We start from the raw sequence: 16432 nt of genomic DNA on the forward strand, positions 1-16432 counted from the left end.
GAGGATATCTTCAATCCAATTTACCTTAAAGCCTCTTTTGATTGTCTTTTTGACATCATCCATGCTCCAAATACAAATTTATACGTCTGTTCTACTTTCCGGTGACATTAAAATTTTTACTTCGAAACGACCTGCATCACTTTTTCGCTGCATTGTGCCCTCGTATTTCTCTATGGCCGACTTCACGTTCTTCAGGCCTAGCCCCATATGTTTCCCGCCCTTTGTAGATACCAGGCTGTCTTTATCCCAAACCAGTTTGCCATTATAGGGATTCCGAATACTGATTGTTATAAATTCGTTAAACTTATAAACCGTTAAATCAATTTTTCTTCTTTCGATCGGAACCTTTGAGCAGGCCTCAATTGCGTTATCCAGTAAATTTGAAAAAATTGTGGTCATATCAAAAGGGTCTATAAAATCAAAGTTTAAGTCTTCTACTTGCGTATTAATTTTTATACTTTGTTCGTCGCATTTTAAAATCTTGTCATTAACTATAATTGTTAGTACACGATTTTTACATTTAAAACGGCCCGAAAAAGCGTCCATACTCTCTAAAATCGTTTTTGCATACTGTTTTGCTTCTATGCCGCTTCCCTCACTATATATTTCCTCAAGAGTTTGCATATGATTTTTCATATCATGAATCAAACGGCGTGAATGATCATATTGTGTTTCAATGCTATGATAATAATTATTTTGCATTTCTTCCTGTTGCTTTTTTAAGTCTATCTCTCTTTCGAGCTCATACTTTTGTGAGATAGTTTCAAAAAGATAAATTAGATATGTATCCAAGCCTAAAAAACCCGCAATCATCATAGTTAACATTAAACCACTTGAAGTCTTATCAATAAAACTCATGATATAAATAAGCAACGCAGCTTCAAATAACGCCAGAACTATCAAAAACAAATTCTGCTGTAAGGTAATAATATCAAATTTATGCTTTTTCATTAATGTTACAATTGGTTTGTAAAAACATAATAGCATAATTTGATTTCCTAACCCACAAATAAATAACAAAACTATATCGCTTCGAACAGTTTCTATTGTTCTTCCACTAAAAACCGTAAAGAATAAGACTGATAAAGTATCTATAATGAACATATACAGAAAAAAGAAGACACCTGCGCCTACTATTCTTCTTTTATCTTTTGCTTTAAAAAGCAACAAGCCCAAAGCACATGCAGAAATTATTCCATATATACTCTTTAAAATCGCAATACCAGTTAGATTAAACGCAATAGCTACTACAACAAATAATAACCAAGCTAAAATGTAAATTTTCCCACTATACTTTCTTTCAAATAAATCAGATAAAAATTTAATCATTACATAACCTGATACGCCATAAGACAAGAACATATCCAGTATATAAATCCACTTATCCATACTCTTCCCCTAAACTATCCTCCAAGCCCTTTCTCACAACAGCTTAAAATTCTCCTCAATATAATCAAACAGCCGCGCTTTAAATTCCACGGCGCGCTTCTGGGCGATGGGCAGGGTTTCGCCATTGTCCAGATACAGGTCGGCGCCTGCAATGCGCTTACAGTGGAACAGGTTCACAATCACGCTTTTGTGGCAGTATTCAAAGTCAAAGTCCTGAACCTTTTCCATAATCTCGCTCAGGACGCCGTTAAATTCAAAATCGCCCTGCGCGGTGCACATTTTGATCTTTCGCCGCACGCGCTCAAAATAATAAATATCGTTGCTGGCAAAGACCTTTAGCTCGCCGCCCATCATCAGGGAAATATCGTGACTTTTGTTCTCCTTTTCGATAAAATCAAACACTTCGGTCAGCACCATGTTTACCTTTGCCGTGTTAAAGGGCTTGACCAGATATTCAAACGCGTGCACAGCAAAGGCGTTGCGCATGTAGTGGGTATAGCTGGTGATAAAGATAATCTTGACCCGGGCGTCCCACTTACGGATCTGCTTGGCCGTATCGATCCCGTCGGTTTTTGGCATCTCCACGTCAAGAAAAAGGATATCAAACTGGATACGGTCCTCAAGCACCTCGCTGCCGTCATGATAGACGTACGTTTCCACATCAATACTGTGTTCCTCACCATACCTGATGATAAGCGTCTCCAGTTTTTCCGCAATCAAAGCATTGTCGTCGCAAATTCCAATTCTAATCATCCCATTTTCTGCCTTTCCGGTATTTCTTCCATTATACCATATTTTCCCCTATCACCCTATAAAAAGGGGGTGCGAACTTCATTTCTCCTAAATCTTATACCATAAAAATACACTTTGGAAACCATAATTTCAAAATTTTTCAAAAAAAAGAAAAGCCCCGGCGTTTGGGACTTTTCCAAAAAAGGGAGGGTTTTTCAGCCTCGCTGACTGAAAAGAGGATTTAATGACACCTGTCTGATGGAACAGGCATTATGAGATTTAATTAAATACGAATGATAAGGCGACCGTCCTTAAATTCCATAAAAAAATCCCTCTCGGATTCAGAGAGGGATGAACGAACACAGTATAATCTGGATGGTAAAGGTTTTGTTTCGTTTCTTAAGCACTCTAAATCGGAGTCTTTTAAGAACCAATCACTATGTCGGTCTTCTGGCTCAGCAATATCATCTTTCCGCCTTCCCATCATCATTGACAGTGGCTTTTTCAGAAAGCATTTTGCATTACAGCTGCGATTACAGCAAGGGACTCTCACCCTTTTCCCACTACATAGGATCATTCAATATTTAATTAACTTCATCATACGCCCTTTAGGCGGCTTTGTCAACAACTTCTTTTGAATTCTTTACGATTTTTCGGACGGCCCTTTCCGGCCGCCAGCCGCCTTTATAATAATAGAGCAAAAGCACTGCTCCGGTCACGATCCAGGTCAGCGGATAGCTCAGGTAGATCATGCGCGCATCGTGTATAAAACGCAGGGTGGTAAAAATCCAGCTCAGCCGCAGGCCGCACATGCACACCAGAGTGATGACCATGGGGATGACCGTAGCCCCGGCCCCCCGAAGAACGCCCACAAACACCTGATCGGCAGCGTAAATGCCGTAAAGGGGCACCACGGTGTACAACTGGCGCATGCCGTTTAAAACCACTGCCTCGTCCGAGGTAAACATGCCCAGGATCAGCCGGGCGTTCAGAATAATCATTACGCCCAGGCCAAGGGTCACACCAACGCACAGCAGCAGGCAGACGTTCTTGCCTTTTACCACCCGCTCCCAGCGCCCTGCGCCCATATTTTGGCCCACGAAGTTGGAGATGGCCAGACAGAAGGCGTCAATGGGCATAAAGAGAAACCCGTCAATCTTCATATAAGCGGTAAACCCAGCCATGACCTCCAGCCCAAAGGTGTTAATCTGGGACTGGACCACCACATTGGAGAAACAGACCAGCACAGACTGCAGCCCGGCGGGCAGGCCGATACGCACAATATCCCTGAGTGTCTGGACGTGAAAACGGATTCTCGCTGGCCGCAGCCGGTAGATGGAGTCAGCCCTCAGCAGGATAATGACAATGAGCACAGCGGCGGCCAGCTGGGCCAGGGCAGTGGCCAGCGCAGCTCCGGCAACGCCCATGCACAGCGGCCCTACAAAGAGCAGATCAAGCCCGATGTTTAGCACAACTGTGACCACCAGACAGGCCAGCGGGGTTTTGGAATCGCCCACAGCGCGCAGGACGCCGCTGCCGATATTGTAAAGGGTCATGGGGATCATGCCCAGAAAATAGATGCGGATATAGGGTATGGCGTATGCCAGCCCGACCTCGGGAATGTTCATCATCCGCAACATAGCCGGCGCAAAGGCCAGACCCAGAACAGTGAGGACAAGGCCGGATACTAGGCTCAGGGCTACGGCGGTGTGCACAGCTTCCTGCACCTTATCGTATTTCCGGCTGCCAAAAAACTGTGAAATCAGCACGCTGGCCCCGATAGACAGGCCGATAAAAAAATAAATCATAAAGGTGATGAGCAAACTGCTCGCGCCTACAGCTGCAAGCGCGTCTGCGCCCACCAAACGGCCGACAATCACGGCGTCAGCTGTGTTGTACAGCTGTTGGCAGAGGTTTGAGAACATAAGGGGCAGGGCGAACAGCAGCAGCTTCCGCCCAATCCTGCCCTCGGTCATCTGGCCCTTTAACGGGATTTCACGGGTTTCTTCCATAGGGTTTTCCTTAATTAATAGAGATGGCAGGCCACCTGGTGGCCTGGCGCCACGTCCTTCAGGACGGGCTTGTTCGTTTTGCAGACCGGCATACATTTTTGACATCGCCCGGCAAAGGGACAGCCCGGCGGTAAATCCAGCGGGCTCGGCGGGTCACCGTCAATGGTTTCGATCTTTTGACAGCAGTCCATGTGCAGTGAAAACACAGACCCCAGCAGCGCCTGGGTATAGGGGTGCATGGCGGCTTCGCACAGCTGCCCGCCTGGCACGGTCTCCACGATATTGCCCAGATACATGACGGCCAGCCGGTGGCTCAGGCTCTGGACCAGGGCCATATCGTGGCAGATAAAGAGCATGGCAATGTTTTTTTCCCGTTGAAGCCGGGTGAGCAGCGCCACGATTTTCTTCTGAATGGAAACATCCAGGGCCGAGGTGGCCTCGTCGCAGACCAGCACCTCCGGGTTCAGTGCCAGCGCTCTGGCAATACCTACCCGCTGAAGCTGGCCGCCGCTCATGTTGTGGGGGTAGCGGCTCATAAAATCCGCGTCCAGCTCGACCATCTCAAGCAGGGCCGCGGCCTTTTCCATCCGCTGTTTCCGGGTAATCATGCCAAAATTCATGAGTGGCTCGGTAATGATGTCGCCCACCCGCATCTTTGGACTGAAAGAGGCGGCAGGATCCTGAAATACCATCTGGATATGCCGGCGGTTCTGCCGGGCCGCTTCGCCCGAGAATCCGGCGATATCCTTTCCTCTAAAGTATATCGCACCCGAGGTAGGCTTTTCAAGCTGAACCAGCATTTTAACAAAGGTGCTTTTTCCGCAGCCACTCTCTCCCACAATGCCCAGGGTCTCGCCGCACCGCGCTGTCAGGCTGACGCTGTCGCAGGCCTTGAGCGTGCGCCCGCCTGGGGTGTGGAAGCATTTGGTCAGCTCTCTGGTTTCCAGGACAATTTCATGTTTTTCAGACAAAACGCGCACCTCCCAGCTCCGGCACTGCGGCCACCAACTCTTTCGTATAATTTTGTTTCGGGTGAAAGATCACCTCTTCCCGGGTGCCGCTCTCCACGATCTGCCCGGCCCGCATGACAATGATCCGGTCCGCCATATACGCGGCCACCCCCAGGTTATGCGTGACGATCATGATCCCTGTGCCAAAGTCCTGGCGCAGAGCCATCATCTGGCGCACGATCTGGGCCTGGGTGGTCACGTCCAGGGCGCTGGTGGGCTCGTCGGCCAGCAGCAGATCGGGCTCAAACACCATGGCCATGGCAATGCCCACCCGCTGCCGCATGCCGCCGCTCAGCTGAAAGGGATAGCTGTCCATAATATTTTCTGCGTCGGGCAGTCGCATGCGCGTCAGCATTTCAACGGCCCGAGCCCGGGCAGCGTCCTTTGAAACGGCTTTATGGGTCTGGATAAAATCCACAAACTGCCGGCCGATTCTGCGGATGGGGTTGAGCATGCTGCCGCTGTCCTGAAAAATCATGGCGATGCGGCTGCCCCGCAGGGCCCGCCAGGCTTCCGGGCTTTTTTCCAACAGGGGCTCCTCCTCAAAAAGGAGCTCTCCGCCGGTAACCCGCCCGCTTCCTGGCAGCAGGCCGAGAATGGAACGGATCACCGTGGTTTTTCCGCTTCCGCTCTCTCCCACAACGCTGATGATCTCATGTCTTTTCATGTGCAGGTCAAAGTGTGCCACAGCTGGCGGCTTCTCACCGTACTGGACGCTCATGTCCCGGATTTTCAGCATCTTTTTCTCCTCTCGTTATCGTGTTTTTTCCTACTGTGCTGGTTTGATTTCTTTGGTCAGCCAATAGTAATCCGCTGGCAGCATCTCAACACCGGTAATCTTCCTGCTGGAAATAATGTTGGTTTCTGGATAAGCATAGAAAATGCTGGCCGCGTCGTTCATGATAAGCTGCTGGGCCGTAATGACCAGCTCCTGCCGTTTAGCCGTGTCAAACTCGGTGGACAGCTGGTCTAAGACCGCGTCGACCTCAGGGTTGCTGTAGCCGGCCGTATTGGCGTTTTTGTTTTCATCGGTATGGGTTTTCCAGTATTCTTTCAGGTAGTTTTCCGGGTCGCCGGTGTTGGCGGTGATGACGTTCCAGATTAACAGATCGTACTCGCCGTTTTCCTGCATATCCAGCAAAGTGGTGTATTCGTAGGTCTCGACCTTGACGTCAATGCCGATTTCCTTCAGGTTGGCCTGGGTAGCGGTGGCCAGGATAGGCAGCTCTGCGCGGCTGTCGTAAATAACGTACTGGAGCGTCAGGTTCTGTCCGTCCTTTTCCACAATACCGTCGCCGTTGGTGTCCGCATAGCCTGCCTCGGCCAGCAGCTGTCTGGCGCTCTCCAGATTATAGGCGTTTTCATCCTTCAGGGTGTTAAAACCGTAATCCAGAGACGGCGGAATCGGGGCTTTTCCGGCCTCAAAGGTGCCGTGGAGCAGATTATCCGCGTAGGTCTGGCGGTCCAGGGCACGGATCACCGCCTGGCGCACCTTCAAATCGGCCAGTGCTCCGCGCTGGTTCATAAAAGAAAGCACGGTCCGCAGCGACGCGATGCTGTTGATGTCAAACTGATCGTTGCCCTCAAACAGCGATAGATCGCTGCTGCTGATGTTGACGGCCATATCTACCTCGCCCGACTGCAGGGCCATAGCGCGGGTGTTGGCGTCATCAATGACCTGGATGTTCACTTCACTGTAGGGGACCTCACCATCCCAGTAATTTTCATTTCTTGCCACCACACATTTTTCCTTGTCAAAGGATTTAACCGCGTAAGGCCCTGTGCAGATCGGCCCGTCCGTGGCAAAGGCCGTGGTGTCCACAGTGGTATCCACGATCAAAAACAGCGGGTCGGCCAGGCAGCCAGGCAGCCCTGGCGTAGGGTTCTTGGTCTTGATCACCAGGTTTGATCCGTCTACGGTTATAGACTCATACTGGAAAAAGTCTGAGCTGGCGCGTTTGCTCATCTCAAAGGTCCGCTCCAGCGATGTCTTGACCAGGTCAGCGGTCAAGGCTGTACCGTTAGAAAACTTGACGCCGTCGCGTATTTTAAAGGTCCAGGTCAGGTTATCGCTGCCCAATTCCCAGCTTTCTGCAAGCCAGGGCTCTGCGCCCATCTCCTCGTTGAATTTTACCAGTGTTTCACCCACGCCATAACGCATGACCACCCAGCTGAAATACTGCTCGGTGGGTTCAAGCGTATCCGCAAAGCTCGTCACTCCAATGTTCAGCTGATCTGAGACCCCCGAAGATCCTCCGCTGCTACCGCAGCCCGATAACCCCGTTGCCGTCATGGCCAGAATCGCCACTGCCAATACCAGTTTCTTAAATTCACTCATTTTGTCTCCTCTCATATTCATATGAAAATTAAAATAAAAACGTTGTTTGCTCCGCAGGCCCGCTGCCCTAATCCTGACGCGGGTCCAGTATATCCCGGAGCCCGTCGCCCATCAGGTTAAACACCGAAACCACCATAAAAATAGCGATACCGGGGAACAGCATGAGCCAGGGCGCGGTCTGCAGATACTGCCGCCCCTCGTTAAGCATCAAGCCCCATTCCGGCGTGGGCGGCTGTGCCCCCAGCCCCAGAAAGGAGAGGGCCGCCAGTTCAAGCATCATGGTGCCCACATCCATGGCCGCGGTCACAATCATGGTCGGAATGATGTTCGGTACGACGTAACCGCCCAGTACCCGGCCGGTCCGCGCCCCAGTAACCACCGCCGCGGAGATGTACGCGCTGTTTTTGATCTTGAGTACCAGGCTGCGGCTCAGACGGGCGTATTTTGTCCAGCTCACCACTGCCAGGGCAATGACCGTGTTAAAGAGGCTCGGCCCCAGCATCCCGGCAATGGCAATGGCCAGAACCATGCCCGGAAAAGAGATCATCATATCTGATATCCGCATGATCACCGCGTCCACCGCACCGCCGAAATAACCGGCTGCCATCCCGAGAAACGTGCCGGCCGCAAAGACAATAACTACCAGCGTCAATGTCATTTCCAGCGACGCCCGCGTCCCGTAGATAATCCTGGACAGCTCACAGCGGCCCAGCTGGTCTGTGCCGCAGGGGTACTCCGCCGACGGCGGCCTGAGAGCGTTCTGCATAATGGTCTCATAGGGATCATGGGGCGCGATCCACGGCGCAAACACCGCGATCAGAACAATCACCACCGCCAGAATCCCGCAGATAGCAAAAAGCCTGTTCTGTCTGAAAAAAGCTTTCATTTACGCTTTTACCGCCTTTCTTCTCACTTCCCGGTCCAGCCCCCGCAGCCTCGGGTCCAGATAACCGTAGGAGAAATCCACCAGCAGATTGATGACCATGTAAATCAGGGCGATCCAGATCACATAGCCCTGAACCAGCGGATAGTCCCGGGCTGCAATGGCGTTCACAGCCATTTTGCCCAGGCCGGGCCAGGAGAAAATAATTTCCACCACCGCTGTACCGCCGAGCAGCGAACCCAGGGACAGGCCCAGCAGGGTCACCAGCGGCAGCATGGCGTTTGGCAGCACCTCCCGCCACAATATGGCCGATTCCTTAAGGCCCCGGGCCCTGGCCCCAGCCACATAATCCTGCCGTAACTCCTCCAGTACAGCGGTGCGCACCTGTCTTGTGTATTTGGCCGACATGGCAATGGCCAGTGTGACTGCGGGCAGTACCAGCTTCATAAAGCCTGTGCCCGAGGTGGCGATGGGAAACCAGTTCAGCTTAAGGCCAAACACGTACAGAAGCACCAGGCCGATCCAGAAGCCTGGAAAGGATACACCGATAAAGGACAATCCCCGTACCAGGTAATCCGGAAATCGATTCTGGTACACGGCTGCCAGAATCCCCAGGGGAATGGAGATCACAAGCATCAGAATAAGCGACGCGGCCGCCAGCTCCAGCGTCGGGCCAAGGCAGTTAAGCAGTACCGCGCTCACTGGCGTTTTCGAGGAATAAGACGTCCCCATATCCCCGGCCACAAAGCCCTTAAGCCAGTTGCCATACTGCACCAGAAACGGGTCATTGAGGCCCATCTCCTCCCGGGTTTCCGCTAGCAGCTCCTCAGACGGCGGCGTGCCGCCGGCCACCAGCATCAGCTCGGCCGGGTCACCGGGAGATAAATAGGTCAGGCAAAAGGTCAGAAAGCTGATGCCAAAAAGCACCAGTACGATTTGCAGCAAACGGTTAACAAGCTGTTTCGTGTTCAATAAAGAAATCCTCCTCTGTCAAAATGGCAATACGGGTAACAATCCGAAACGGAGAATAAAAGGGAAAGGGCATGAAAATCATTAAAAAAACAGCCCAGACGGCTGAATGAAAACAAAGCCCTCCTATCTACCGTAAGATTACTGAAAACAACAATACAAGCAGGTCTCCTGACTTAAGTTCTTCGTCTGTCCACGCCTTCCCAAGGCTGCGCCTCAGTGACATCTTGCGGACAACTCCCTATTACAGTGACGGGATCGTACCGGATTCGCACCGGTTTCTCTTTTAATCCCCGATCGGGAACTTGTATTTGGCATGATTAAATTTTTTAAACAAATATTTCACTGTGGTAAACTGTGAAATTGCTTAAATTATACTGGACTTTCACGCACTTGTCCAGTCTTTTTTAAAAATAAAAGCATTAAATTTAAACGGATACCCCCACCCGGTATGTTTTTTACTTTTATTTTTTTCTGCTTGACATTGGTTTTCGCCATGCCTTATACTCAAGGCAATCGGCTTAAATTAAAATTATTTCAAAAGTGAAAGGAGTCCGCAATGGAAAACAACCTATCAATCGGCACACTGACCGCCTCCCCCGGCGAGAAAATCCAGGGCATGCTGCCCATCCCGCACACAGAAATCGAGGTTCCCGTCACCCTGGTCAACGGCACGGGTGATGGAAAAACCGTCCTCATCACCAGCGGTATCCACAGCTGCGAATACGTCGGCATCGAGGCTGCTATCCAGCTGGCCGGCGAGCTTGACCCCGAAAATGTAAACGGAAGCCTGATCCTCATACACCCGGTCAATGTCCCCGGGTTCGAGTCCCGCTATCCAACGCTTATGCCCGGAGACAACAAAAACCTCAACCGCGTTTTTCCAGGCAGCCAGGAGGGCACCCCTGCCGACCGTGTCGCGCATTTTTTTGAGTACAGCCTTTATTCCCAAATTGATTTCTACATTGACCTGCACTGCGGCGAGATTTTTGAAGACCTGACCCCTTACGTGTATTACGTAGGCGCGGCAGACGAGACCGTGTCCAGAGCTGCCCGGCAGGCCGCCCTTCACGTCGACGTGCCCTATATGGTCAAATCCACTGCCACCACCGGGGCTTACAATTACGCCGGCGTTCTTGGCATTCCCAGCATCCTGCTGGAGCGCGGCTGCGCAGGGCGTTTTACCCAGGAAGAAGTGAACGCGGATAAAAAGGATGTCATCAATATTCTGAAGCACCTGGGCGTGCTGCCTGGCGCACCCGAGCTGCGGCACCGCCCTGTGGATTTAACCGATCTGGTCTACCTCATGCCCACGCGCCACGGTCTCTGGTATCCCGATGTAAAGGTGGGCGAGCTCATCGCCAAGGGCCAGCGCCTCGGTGAGGTCAGGGATTACTTCGGCAAAACGCTTGACACCTACCACGCCGAATACGATGGTGTTGTCCTCTACCAGTCCGCCACCCTCTGGACCGATGATTTCTGTGAGCTTATCACCTACGGCAAATTTGCGGAAACCGCAGGGATGACCCGTTAATTTTTACTTTTACCCCTTGACAAACCTCCTCGGGACAGTTAATATTAACATATGAACAATGATTCATATGTTTTATTCATCATATTTAATCCAACTTTCCGAGGAGGCCATTATGGCAACAAAAACTTATATACTTGAGCACCTGGGGTGTGCTGACTGCGCTTCAAAAATCGAGCGCAAAATCGCAGCCCTGCCCGGTGTCAGCGAGGCTAACATCGTCTACGCGACCAAACAGCTCCGCCTCACCGCCGAAGATCCAGACGGGCTTTTGCCGGAAATGCAGAAAATCGCTGTTTCCTACGAGCCGGATATTCTCATTACTGAGCGGAAACGCCGTTCACTGAAAAAAGCACCCGTAGCCGCCGGGCATGCTCCTCACGATCACAAGGAGCACCATCATCACGACGCGGAATGCGGCTGCGGACATGATCATCACGAGCATGAGGAGCATCACCATCATGACGCGGAATGCGGCTGCGGGCATGATCACCACGATCACGAGGAGCATCACCACCATGACGCGGCATGTGCCTGCGAACACGACCACCACGATCACGAGGAGCATCACCACCATGATGAGGCCTGCGGCTGCGGGCACGATCACCATGAGTACGAGGAGCATCATCACCATGTCCCCGGCCATCCGGCGGATTGTCAATGCGAGCTCTGCCGCCACGGCGAGGAATACTGTGACATCTGCGGTGAGAGTCTGGCTAACTGCACCTGTAAAATGCCCGACGCAGACGTGGAAAAAGCGGTTTTCATTCTTGAGAATCTTGGATGTGCCAACTGCGCTGCCAAAATGGAGCACAAAATCAAAGAGCTGCCTGGTGTCGAGTATGCCACTATCACCTACGCCACTAAGCAGCTGCGCCTGTCTGCGGATAACGCCGCTGCCCTGCTGCCGGACATTCAGCAAATCTGCGCCGCCATCGAGCCGGACGTCAGGGTCATTCCCCGCAAAAAGACAGTGGGGAAGGGTGCCACAAAGGTTTATACCCTTGAAAACCTGGGCTGCGCCAACTGCGCTGCCAAAATGGAGGCCAAAATCAACGCCCTGGACGGTGTCACCAACGCCACAATCACCTATGCCACTAAGCAGTTGAAGGTTACAGGGAGAGATCCAGACAGCCTGCTCCCCCAGTTTCGTGACATCTGCCAGTCCATCGAATCGGATGTTCAGGTTATTCCGAGGGAAACCCGCCAAAAGGCTGCTGCTCAAGAACCCCAGGTCCTTTCTGCCAAACCCGAAAAAAAGAAAATGTCGGCTGAGACCAAAACCCTCATCGGCATCATTATCGGCGCGGCGCTGTTTGTCATCGGGGAGATCATGGAGCGTACCCTGCCTCCAGTTTACAATATTCCGGTTTTCGTATTGGCCTACATCATCCTCGGCGGACGTATTGTCATTACAGCGGTCAAAAACCTCATGAAGGGTCAGGTCTTTGATGAGAACTTCCTGATGAGTGTGGCCACACTGGCGGCCTTCGCCATTCAGGATTACCCTGAAGCAGTGGGCGTTATGCTGTTCTACCGTGTCGGCGAATACTTTGAGGACCGCGCGGTTGAAAAGAGCCGCAGCCAGATCATGAACGCGGTGGATATGCGCCCCGAAGTCGTCAATCTGCTGGTCGGCGACGAGGTGCGGGTCATCGACGCTGAGGATGCCGCCATCGGTGACATTCTTCTGGTGCGCCCCGGCGACCGTATTCCCCTGGACGGTGTCATTGTCGAGGGGGAAAGCCGAATCGATACCTCCCCTGTGACGGGCGAGCCTGTTCCGGTCAAGGCCGGCTATGGCGACGAGGTGGTTTCGGGCTGTGTCAACACCTCTGGCCTCTTAAAAATGCGGGTTGAAAAAGTGCTGGAAGAATCCATGGTCACCCGTATTCTGGACTCTGTGGAAAACGCGGCGGCCAGCAAGCCGAAAATCGACCGGTTCATCACCCGTTTCTCACGTATTTATACCCCCTTCGTAGTTGGCCTGGCCATCCTGACTGCTGTGGTTCCATCCCTTGTGACCGGAGACTGGTATTACTGGATTTACACGGCCATCACTTTTCTGGTCATCAGCTGCCCCTGCGCGCTGGTGCTCAGTGTGCCTCTGGCCTTCTTCTCAGGCATCGGCGCCGGCTCCAAACGGGGCATTCTGTTTAAAGGCGGCGTTTCCATCGAAGGGATTAAGAATATCGCGGCTGTGGTCATGGATAAAACCGGCACCATCACCGAGGGCAACTTCGTTGTACAGCAGGCCATCCCGACAAGCGGCGTGGATGAGGCTAAGCTTCTGGCTCTGGCGGCCAGCTGTGAGCTCACCTCCACTCACCCTATTGGCAACAGTATTGTAACTGCCGCCGAGGAACGGGGGCTTTCCGTGGAACGTCCGGCTTCCGCCAGGGAAATCGCTGGAAAAGGTATTGAAGCGATTTTAAGTGACGGTACGGTGCTCTGCGGCAACCGCTCGTTGCTCGAATCTCAGAACGTTGACCTGGACGGCTATAAAAATGATCATTATGGCACCGAGGTGCTTCTGGCCCTGGATGGCAAATTCATCGGCTATCTGGTCATCTCAGACACCATTAAGGCCGACGCGGTAGACGCCATCGCCAAGATCAAGCGCCTTGGCATCCGCACTGCCATGCTTACCGGCGACGCCCAGGAAAGCGCTGAGGCGGTCGCAAAGGCGACAGGCATCGATGAAGTTCATGCCAAGCTTCTGCCCGAGGACAAGCTCAGCGAGCTCCAGGCCATCCGTAAAGCCCAGGGCGGCGTGATGTTTGTTGGCGACGGCATCAACGACGCGCCAGTACTGGCCGGCGCCGATGTCGGAGCAGCCATGGGAAGCGGCGCCGATGCAGCCATCGAGGCGGCAGACGTTGTGTTCATGAATTCCAGCGTCGAGGCCATTCCACAGGCCATCGAGATCGGCCGCAAAACCAGCCGTATCGCCTGGCAGAACGTGGTCTTTGCCCTGATCATCAAAGCACTGGTCATGGTTCTGGGCCTGATGGGTTTTGCCAATATGTGGATGGCTGTCTTTGCCGATACCGGCGTTGCCATTCTCTGTGTGCTCAATTCCATCCGTATTTTATATAAAAAATAAAAGGCATTAAAAAATCCCGGCTTTCCTTTTCCGAAAGTCGGGATCTTTAATATCTTCTTTTATTTTAGCAGAACGCCGCCGCAGTAGGGACACTGGTTTTTATCCACCGGTGAAAACTCACCGCAGATAATACACAGGATTTCATCATCCTCTGTCTTGTCATACTTTTCAGGTATTTCATAACCGGCATGATGGCGTACCAGCTCGCCTTTCTTAAAATACTGGGTAAAGTCCATCTCCGGATGGCCTTTAAAAACATAAGTCATCTCTCTGCTGCCCTTTTTTATAACAAAAGTGTGGTAAGAATAATGTTTCCTGCTCTCTGAGTCCTCCGCATTTTTTCGAACTACCCGTCTGAGAGATTTAAGTTCCCCGTCAAAGGTTTTATCTTTGGAAAACAGGCTGCCTTTTTTGAAATAGGTCTTAGCCCGAGCGGAGAAGCCTGTCTCTATATTATTTTTTGCGTCTCTCATTCGCCTTACACCTCCCGATAGACACTCCAATGCTCCATTTAAATTAATATTTCTCTCATTTTTGGTATTTTACCACTTTATTTTTTCTGTTACAAGCAAGTGCTAAAATTTTAATTATTATTAAAGCTTCCTTACCTTCATCATTCCTTTAAAACTAATAAAAAATACCCTCTCAGAAATAAAGGGTATCTTTTGCCGTTAATAAATATTAAAGGCCTTTTATATTTCAAAGGGCCTTTACGGAGGCCGGATTTATGGGTAAACCGGGTTCCGCGATGGGTTTTATTCTTCTACCGCCGGCACTTCGTCCTTAGGATATTTTTTCTTCATATAAATCTGAGTGGCGATGCAGCCGCCGATGGCGATCACCGCACTGACGGTCAGGCAAATGAAAATATAGGTGTAGCCCTGAACCGCGTACTTGTCAATGAAGCTGCCAAACAGCTGATGCATAAAGCTTTCCGGCAGAAAACCGATGACGGACAAAAGCCCGGAGGCCGCGCCAAAGATATGGGCTGGCACATGGGTTTCCGTTAAAACAGAGGAGGCCACGCCGTAAGCGCCGTTGGCCAGGAAGCCCAATACCAGGGTGATGACAATGGCGACCATCATAAAGCTTGCCGTCTGAGGTAAAACCAGATAAGCGAAACAGCAGATCGCGCTGGCCGCCATAACCACCAGAATGGTTTTGGAGGGTGAGTTGACCTTTTTGGCGATCCCGCCCAGCAGCGGCGCGGAGATGATGGCAATCCCATAGTAACGGATCATCCCGACAATGCTGACCAGCGTTAACGGCGCAAGGAACGCGTCGGTGAGATACGGGGTGGTGTAGTTCATGCCCATGTAGACAATCATGACAAAGAACAGGGTGCCGCTGGCCAGCCAGACGCCCGGATGCTTCAAAGCCTGAATAAACTGGCTGATATCAAATTTTTTATCCGGATCATTGCTGACCTCATCTTGAAAATGCGGTACGGCAAAGAACGAAATAATCCCCAGAACTAAAATAACAGAAGCAAGGAAAATAAGTGCAGCGCTGACGCCGACACGATAGTCGGGCATTGCGTTAAATAAAGCCAGGGTAACAGCGTTGATGGCCAGGCCGCCAAGACCATACAATGCGTAGCTCACACCGACAACAGCCGGATAATCGGCTTCGGCCGCGGCAAAACGCAGCAATTTATAACGACATCCCCAGAAAATGAGGATAGTCGTCACTGCCAGTATGGCAAAAATCAAGACCAGAACCGGGTAGGACGGCAGAGACGCGTACCAGTACACCACTGCCGCGGTACTGATAAATCCGCCGGCCGCCATGGTTCTCAGCCTCAGCTTATCCGCAATGATACCGCATGGAATATAGAGAATCGTCGCCATGATACCATACATTCCGGACAAAAATCCAAGCTGCGCGTTGGTAATGTTAAGCCCCATCAAAAGCGGTTCATAAAATACATTTTTCAAATAAATCGGAACATAGATAATGCCGCTGCCCGCGCCGGACAAAAAGATGAGCAGCGCGCGCCTGAATTTGGACAATTGTTTGTAGGTAATCTCTTGTTTTTTCATCTTTGCTTGACACGGCCAAAGGGCCGGGCCTGCCCCCTTTACAGAATAAAAATCATATAAAACCAAATCCGGCTTAGCTTACTTCTTAAAAACCGCCGGATTTTACATCAAGTTATATCCCATAGATTTTAGAAGCGGACTAGCAGAGCACCTGCTTTGCCAATCCGCTGAATTCTTTGTTGGTATGCCGTTTTATTTGATCTTGAATTTTTCCGGAAGGTGTTCGTTCAGCAGGTCCTTCTGGGCCTTTGTCATATCCGGTAATTCGAAGCTGTCGATTCTTTCTTTGTAGACTTTGTAAGCGCGTTCTTCGATCGGCGGGGTTGCTGCACGGCCTTCTTCGTTGCAGGTGCCGCGGTTGAATACGGGGCTGGTGAGGTAGGTTTCTTCGCGGTAGTCTTTGGGGGTTCTGCCCTTCAG

At 51.2% G+C, this 16432-nt stretch carries 13 protein-coding genes, 1 pseudogene and 2 riboswitches; of the genes and pseudogenes, 2 read left to right on the forward strand and 12 right to left on the reverse strand.

Annotation, left to right across the window (positions count from 1 at the left end):
• Positions 1–78 precede the first annotated feature (78 nt).
• The 9 genes from DW091_RS15240 to DW091_RS20730 form a co-directional block, all read right to left on the reverse strand.
• Complete coding sequence (locus DW091_RS15240) at positions 79–1389, reverse strand: sensor histidine kinase (protein ID WP_118518587.1); 1311 nt, start codon at positions 1387–1389, stop codon at positions 79–81.
• 33 nt (positions 1390–1422) lie between these two features.
• Positions 1423–2142 carry a LytTR family DNA-binding domain-containing protein gene (locus DW091_RS15245; RefSeq protein ID WP_058696143.1) on the reverse strand — a complete coding sequence of 240 codons (720 nt, stop codon included), beginning with the start codon at positions 2140–2142 and terminating at the stop codon, positions 1423–1425.
• A gap of 401 nt (positions 2143–2543) precedes the next feature.
• A riboswitch (cobalamin riboswitch) is annotated at positions 2544–2707 on the reverse strand.
• A gap of 22 nt (positions 2708–2729) precedes the next feature.
• Positions 2730–4133, reverse strand: a complete 1404-nt coding sequence (locus DW091_RS15250; protein ID WP_118518588.1) for an MATE family efflux transporter — start codon at positions 4131–4133, stop codon at positions 2730–2732.
• A gap of 14 nt (positions 4134–4147) precedes the next feature.
• Positions 4148–5113: an ABC transporter ATP-binding protein gene (locus DW091_RS15255; RefSeq protein WP_317985604.1), complete on the reverse strand. Its 966-nt coding sequence runs from the start codon at positions 5111–5113 to the stop codon at positions 4148–4150.
• Complete coding sequence (locus tag DW091_RS15260; protein WP_118518589.1) at positions 5097–5882, reverse strand: ABC transporter ATP-binding protein; 786 nt, start codon at positions 5880–5882, stop codon at positions 5097–5099. The genes DW091_RS15255 and DW091_RS15260 overlap by 17 nt, the downstream gene beginning before the upstream one ends.
• A gap of 30 nt (positions 5883–5912) precedes the next feature.
• A complete protein-coding gene (locus tag DW091_RS15265; RefSeq protein ID WP_118518590.1) occupies positions 5913–7481 on the reverse strand; it encodes an ABC transporter substrate-binding protein in 1569 nt (522 codons plus the stop codon).
• Positions 7482–7548: 67 nt separating this feature from the next.
• Positions 7549–8367 carry a nickel transporter permease gene (nikC, locus tag DW091_RS15270; RefSeq protein ID WP_118518591.1) on the reverse strand — a complete coding sequence of 273 codons (819 nt, stop codon included), beginning with the start codon at positions 8365–8367 and terminating at the stop codon, positions 7549–7551.
• Entirely contained in the window at positions 8368–9336 is a 969-nt protein-coding gene (gene nikB / locus DW091_RS15275) for a nickel ABC transporter permease (RefSeq protein ID WP_058696149.1), read from the reverse strand. It abuts the gene before it with no gap.
• 140 nt (positions 9337–9476) lie between these two features.
• Positions 9477–9657, reverse strand: a riboswitch (cobalamin riboswitch).
• 48 nt (positions 9658–9705) lie between these two features.
• Positions 9706–9831, reverse strand: coding sequence for a hypothetical protein (locus tag DW091_RS20730; RefSeq protein WP_263422117.1), 126 nt, complete (start codon positions 9829–9831; stop codon positions 9706–9708).
• A gap of 61 nt (positions 9832–9892) precedes the next feature.
• On the opposite strand from DW091_RS20730, the gene DW091_RS15280 reads away from it, so the two are divergent.
• Together DW091_RS15280 and DW091_RS15285 are read left to right on the forward strand one after the other, a co-directional pair.
• Positions 9893–10867 (forward strand): M14 family metallopeptidase, encoded by a 975-nt coding sequence (locus DW091_RS15280; RefSeq protein WP_118518592.1) that lies wholly within the window; start codon positions 9893–9895, stop codon positions 10865–10867.
• 112 nt (positions 10868–10979) lie between these two features.
• Entirely contained in the window at positions 10980–13970 is a 2991-nt protein-coding gene (locus DW091_RS15285; protein ID WP_118518593.1) for a heavy metal translocating P-type ATPase, read from the forward strand.
• A gap of 59 nt (positions 13971–14029) precedes the next feature.
• On the opposite strand, the gene DW091_RS15290 is transcribed toward DW091_RS15285, so the two are convergent.
• From DW091_RS15290 to DW091_RS15300, 3 genes and pseudogenes are all read right to left on the reverse strand, one after another.
• On the reverse strand, positions 14030–14443 hold the full coding sequence (locus DW091_RS15290; RefSeq protein WP_058696151.1) for a hypothetical protein: 414 nt from the start codon (positions 14441–14443) through the stop codon (positions 14030–14032).
• Between the two features lie 282 nt (positions 14444–14725).
• A complete protein-coding gene (locus tag DW091_RS15295; RefSeq protein WP_224168813.1) occupies positions 14726–16012 on the reverse strand; it encodes an MFS transporter in 1287 nt (428 codons plus the stop codon).
• 192 nt (positions 16013–16204) lie between these two features.
• Positions 16205–16432, reverse strand: a pseudogene (locus DW091_RS15300) (trimethylamine methyltransferase); the annotation flags it as partial.

Origin of the sequence: Eubacterium sp. AM05-23 (assembly GCF_003477535.1) — a bacterium.
In the GTDB taxonomy this organism is placed as follows: domain Bacteria; phylum Bacillota; class Clostridia; order Eubacteriales; family Eubacteriaceae; genus Eubacterium; species Eubacterium maltosivorans.

Excerpts from the sequence above, each read along its gene's own strand:
- DW091_RS15240 (WP_118518587.1), bottom strand. The coding sequence starts at position 1,389 with ATGGATAAGTGGATTTATATACTGGATATGTTCTTGTCTTATGGCGTA.
- DW091_RS15245 (WP_058696143.1), bottom strand. The coding sequence starts at position 2,142 with ATGATTAGAATTGGAATTTGCGACGACAATGCTTTGATTGCGGAAAAA.
- DW091_RS15250 (WP_118518588.1), bottom strand. The coding sequence starts at position 4,133 with ATGGAAGAAACCCGTGAAATCCCGTTAAAGGGCCAGATGACCGAGGGC.
- DW091_RS15260 (WP_118518589.1), bottom strand. The coding sequence starts at position 5,882 with ATGCTGAAAATCCGGGACATGAGCGTCCAGTACGGTGAGAAGCCGCCA.
- DW091_RS15265 (WP_118518590.1), bottom strand. The coding sequence starts at position 7,481 with ATGAGTGAATTTAAGAAACTGGTATTGGCAGTGGCGATTCTGGCCATG.
- nikC (WP_118518591.1), bottom strand. The coding sequence starts at position 8,367 with ATGAAAGCTTTTTTCAGACAGAACAGGCTTTTTGCTATCTGCGGGATT.
- DW091_RS20730 (WP_263422117.1), bottom strand. The coding sequence starts at position 9,831 with ATGGCGAAAACCAATGTCAAGCAGAAAAAAATAAAAGTAAAAAACATA.
- DW091_RS15280 (WP_118518592.1), top strand. The coding sequence starts at position 9,893 with ATGGAAAACAACCTATCAATCGGCACACTGACCGCCTCCCCCGGCGAG.
- DW091_RS15285 (WP_118518593.1), top strand. The coding sequence starts at position 10,980 with ATGGCAACAAAAACTTATATACTTGAGCACCTGGGGTGTGCTGACTGC.
- DW091_RS15290 (WP_058696151.1), bottom strand. The coding sequence starts at position 14,443 with ATGAGAGACGCAAAAAATAATATAGAGACAGGCTTCTCCGCTCGGGCT.
- DW091_RS15295 (WP_224168813.1), bottom strand. The coding sequence starts at position 16,012 with ATGAAAAAACAAGAGATTACCTACAAACAATTGTCCAAATTCAGGCGC.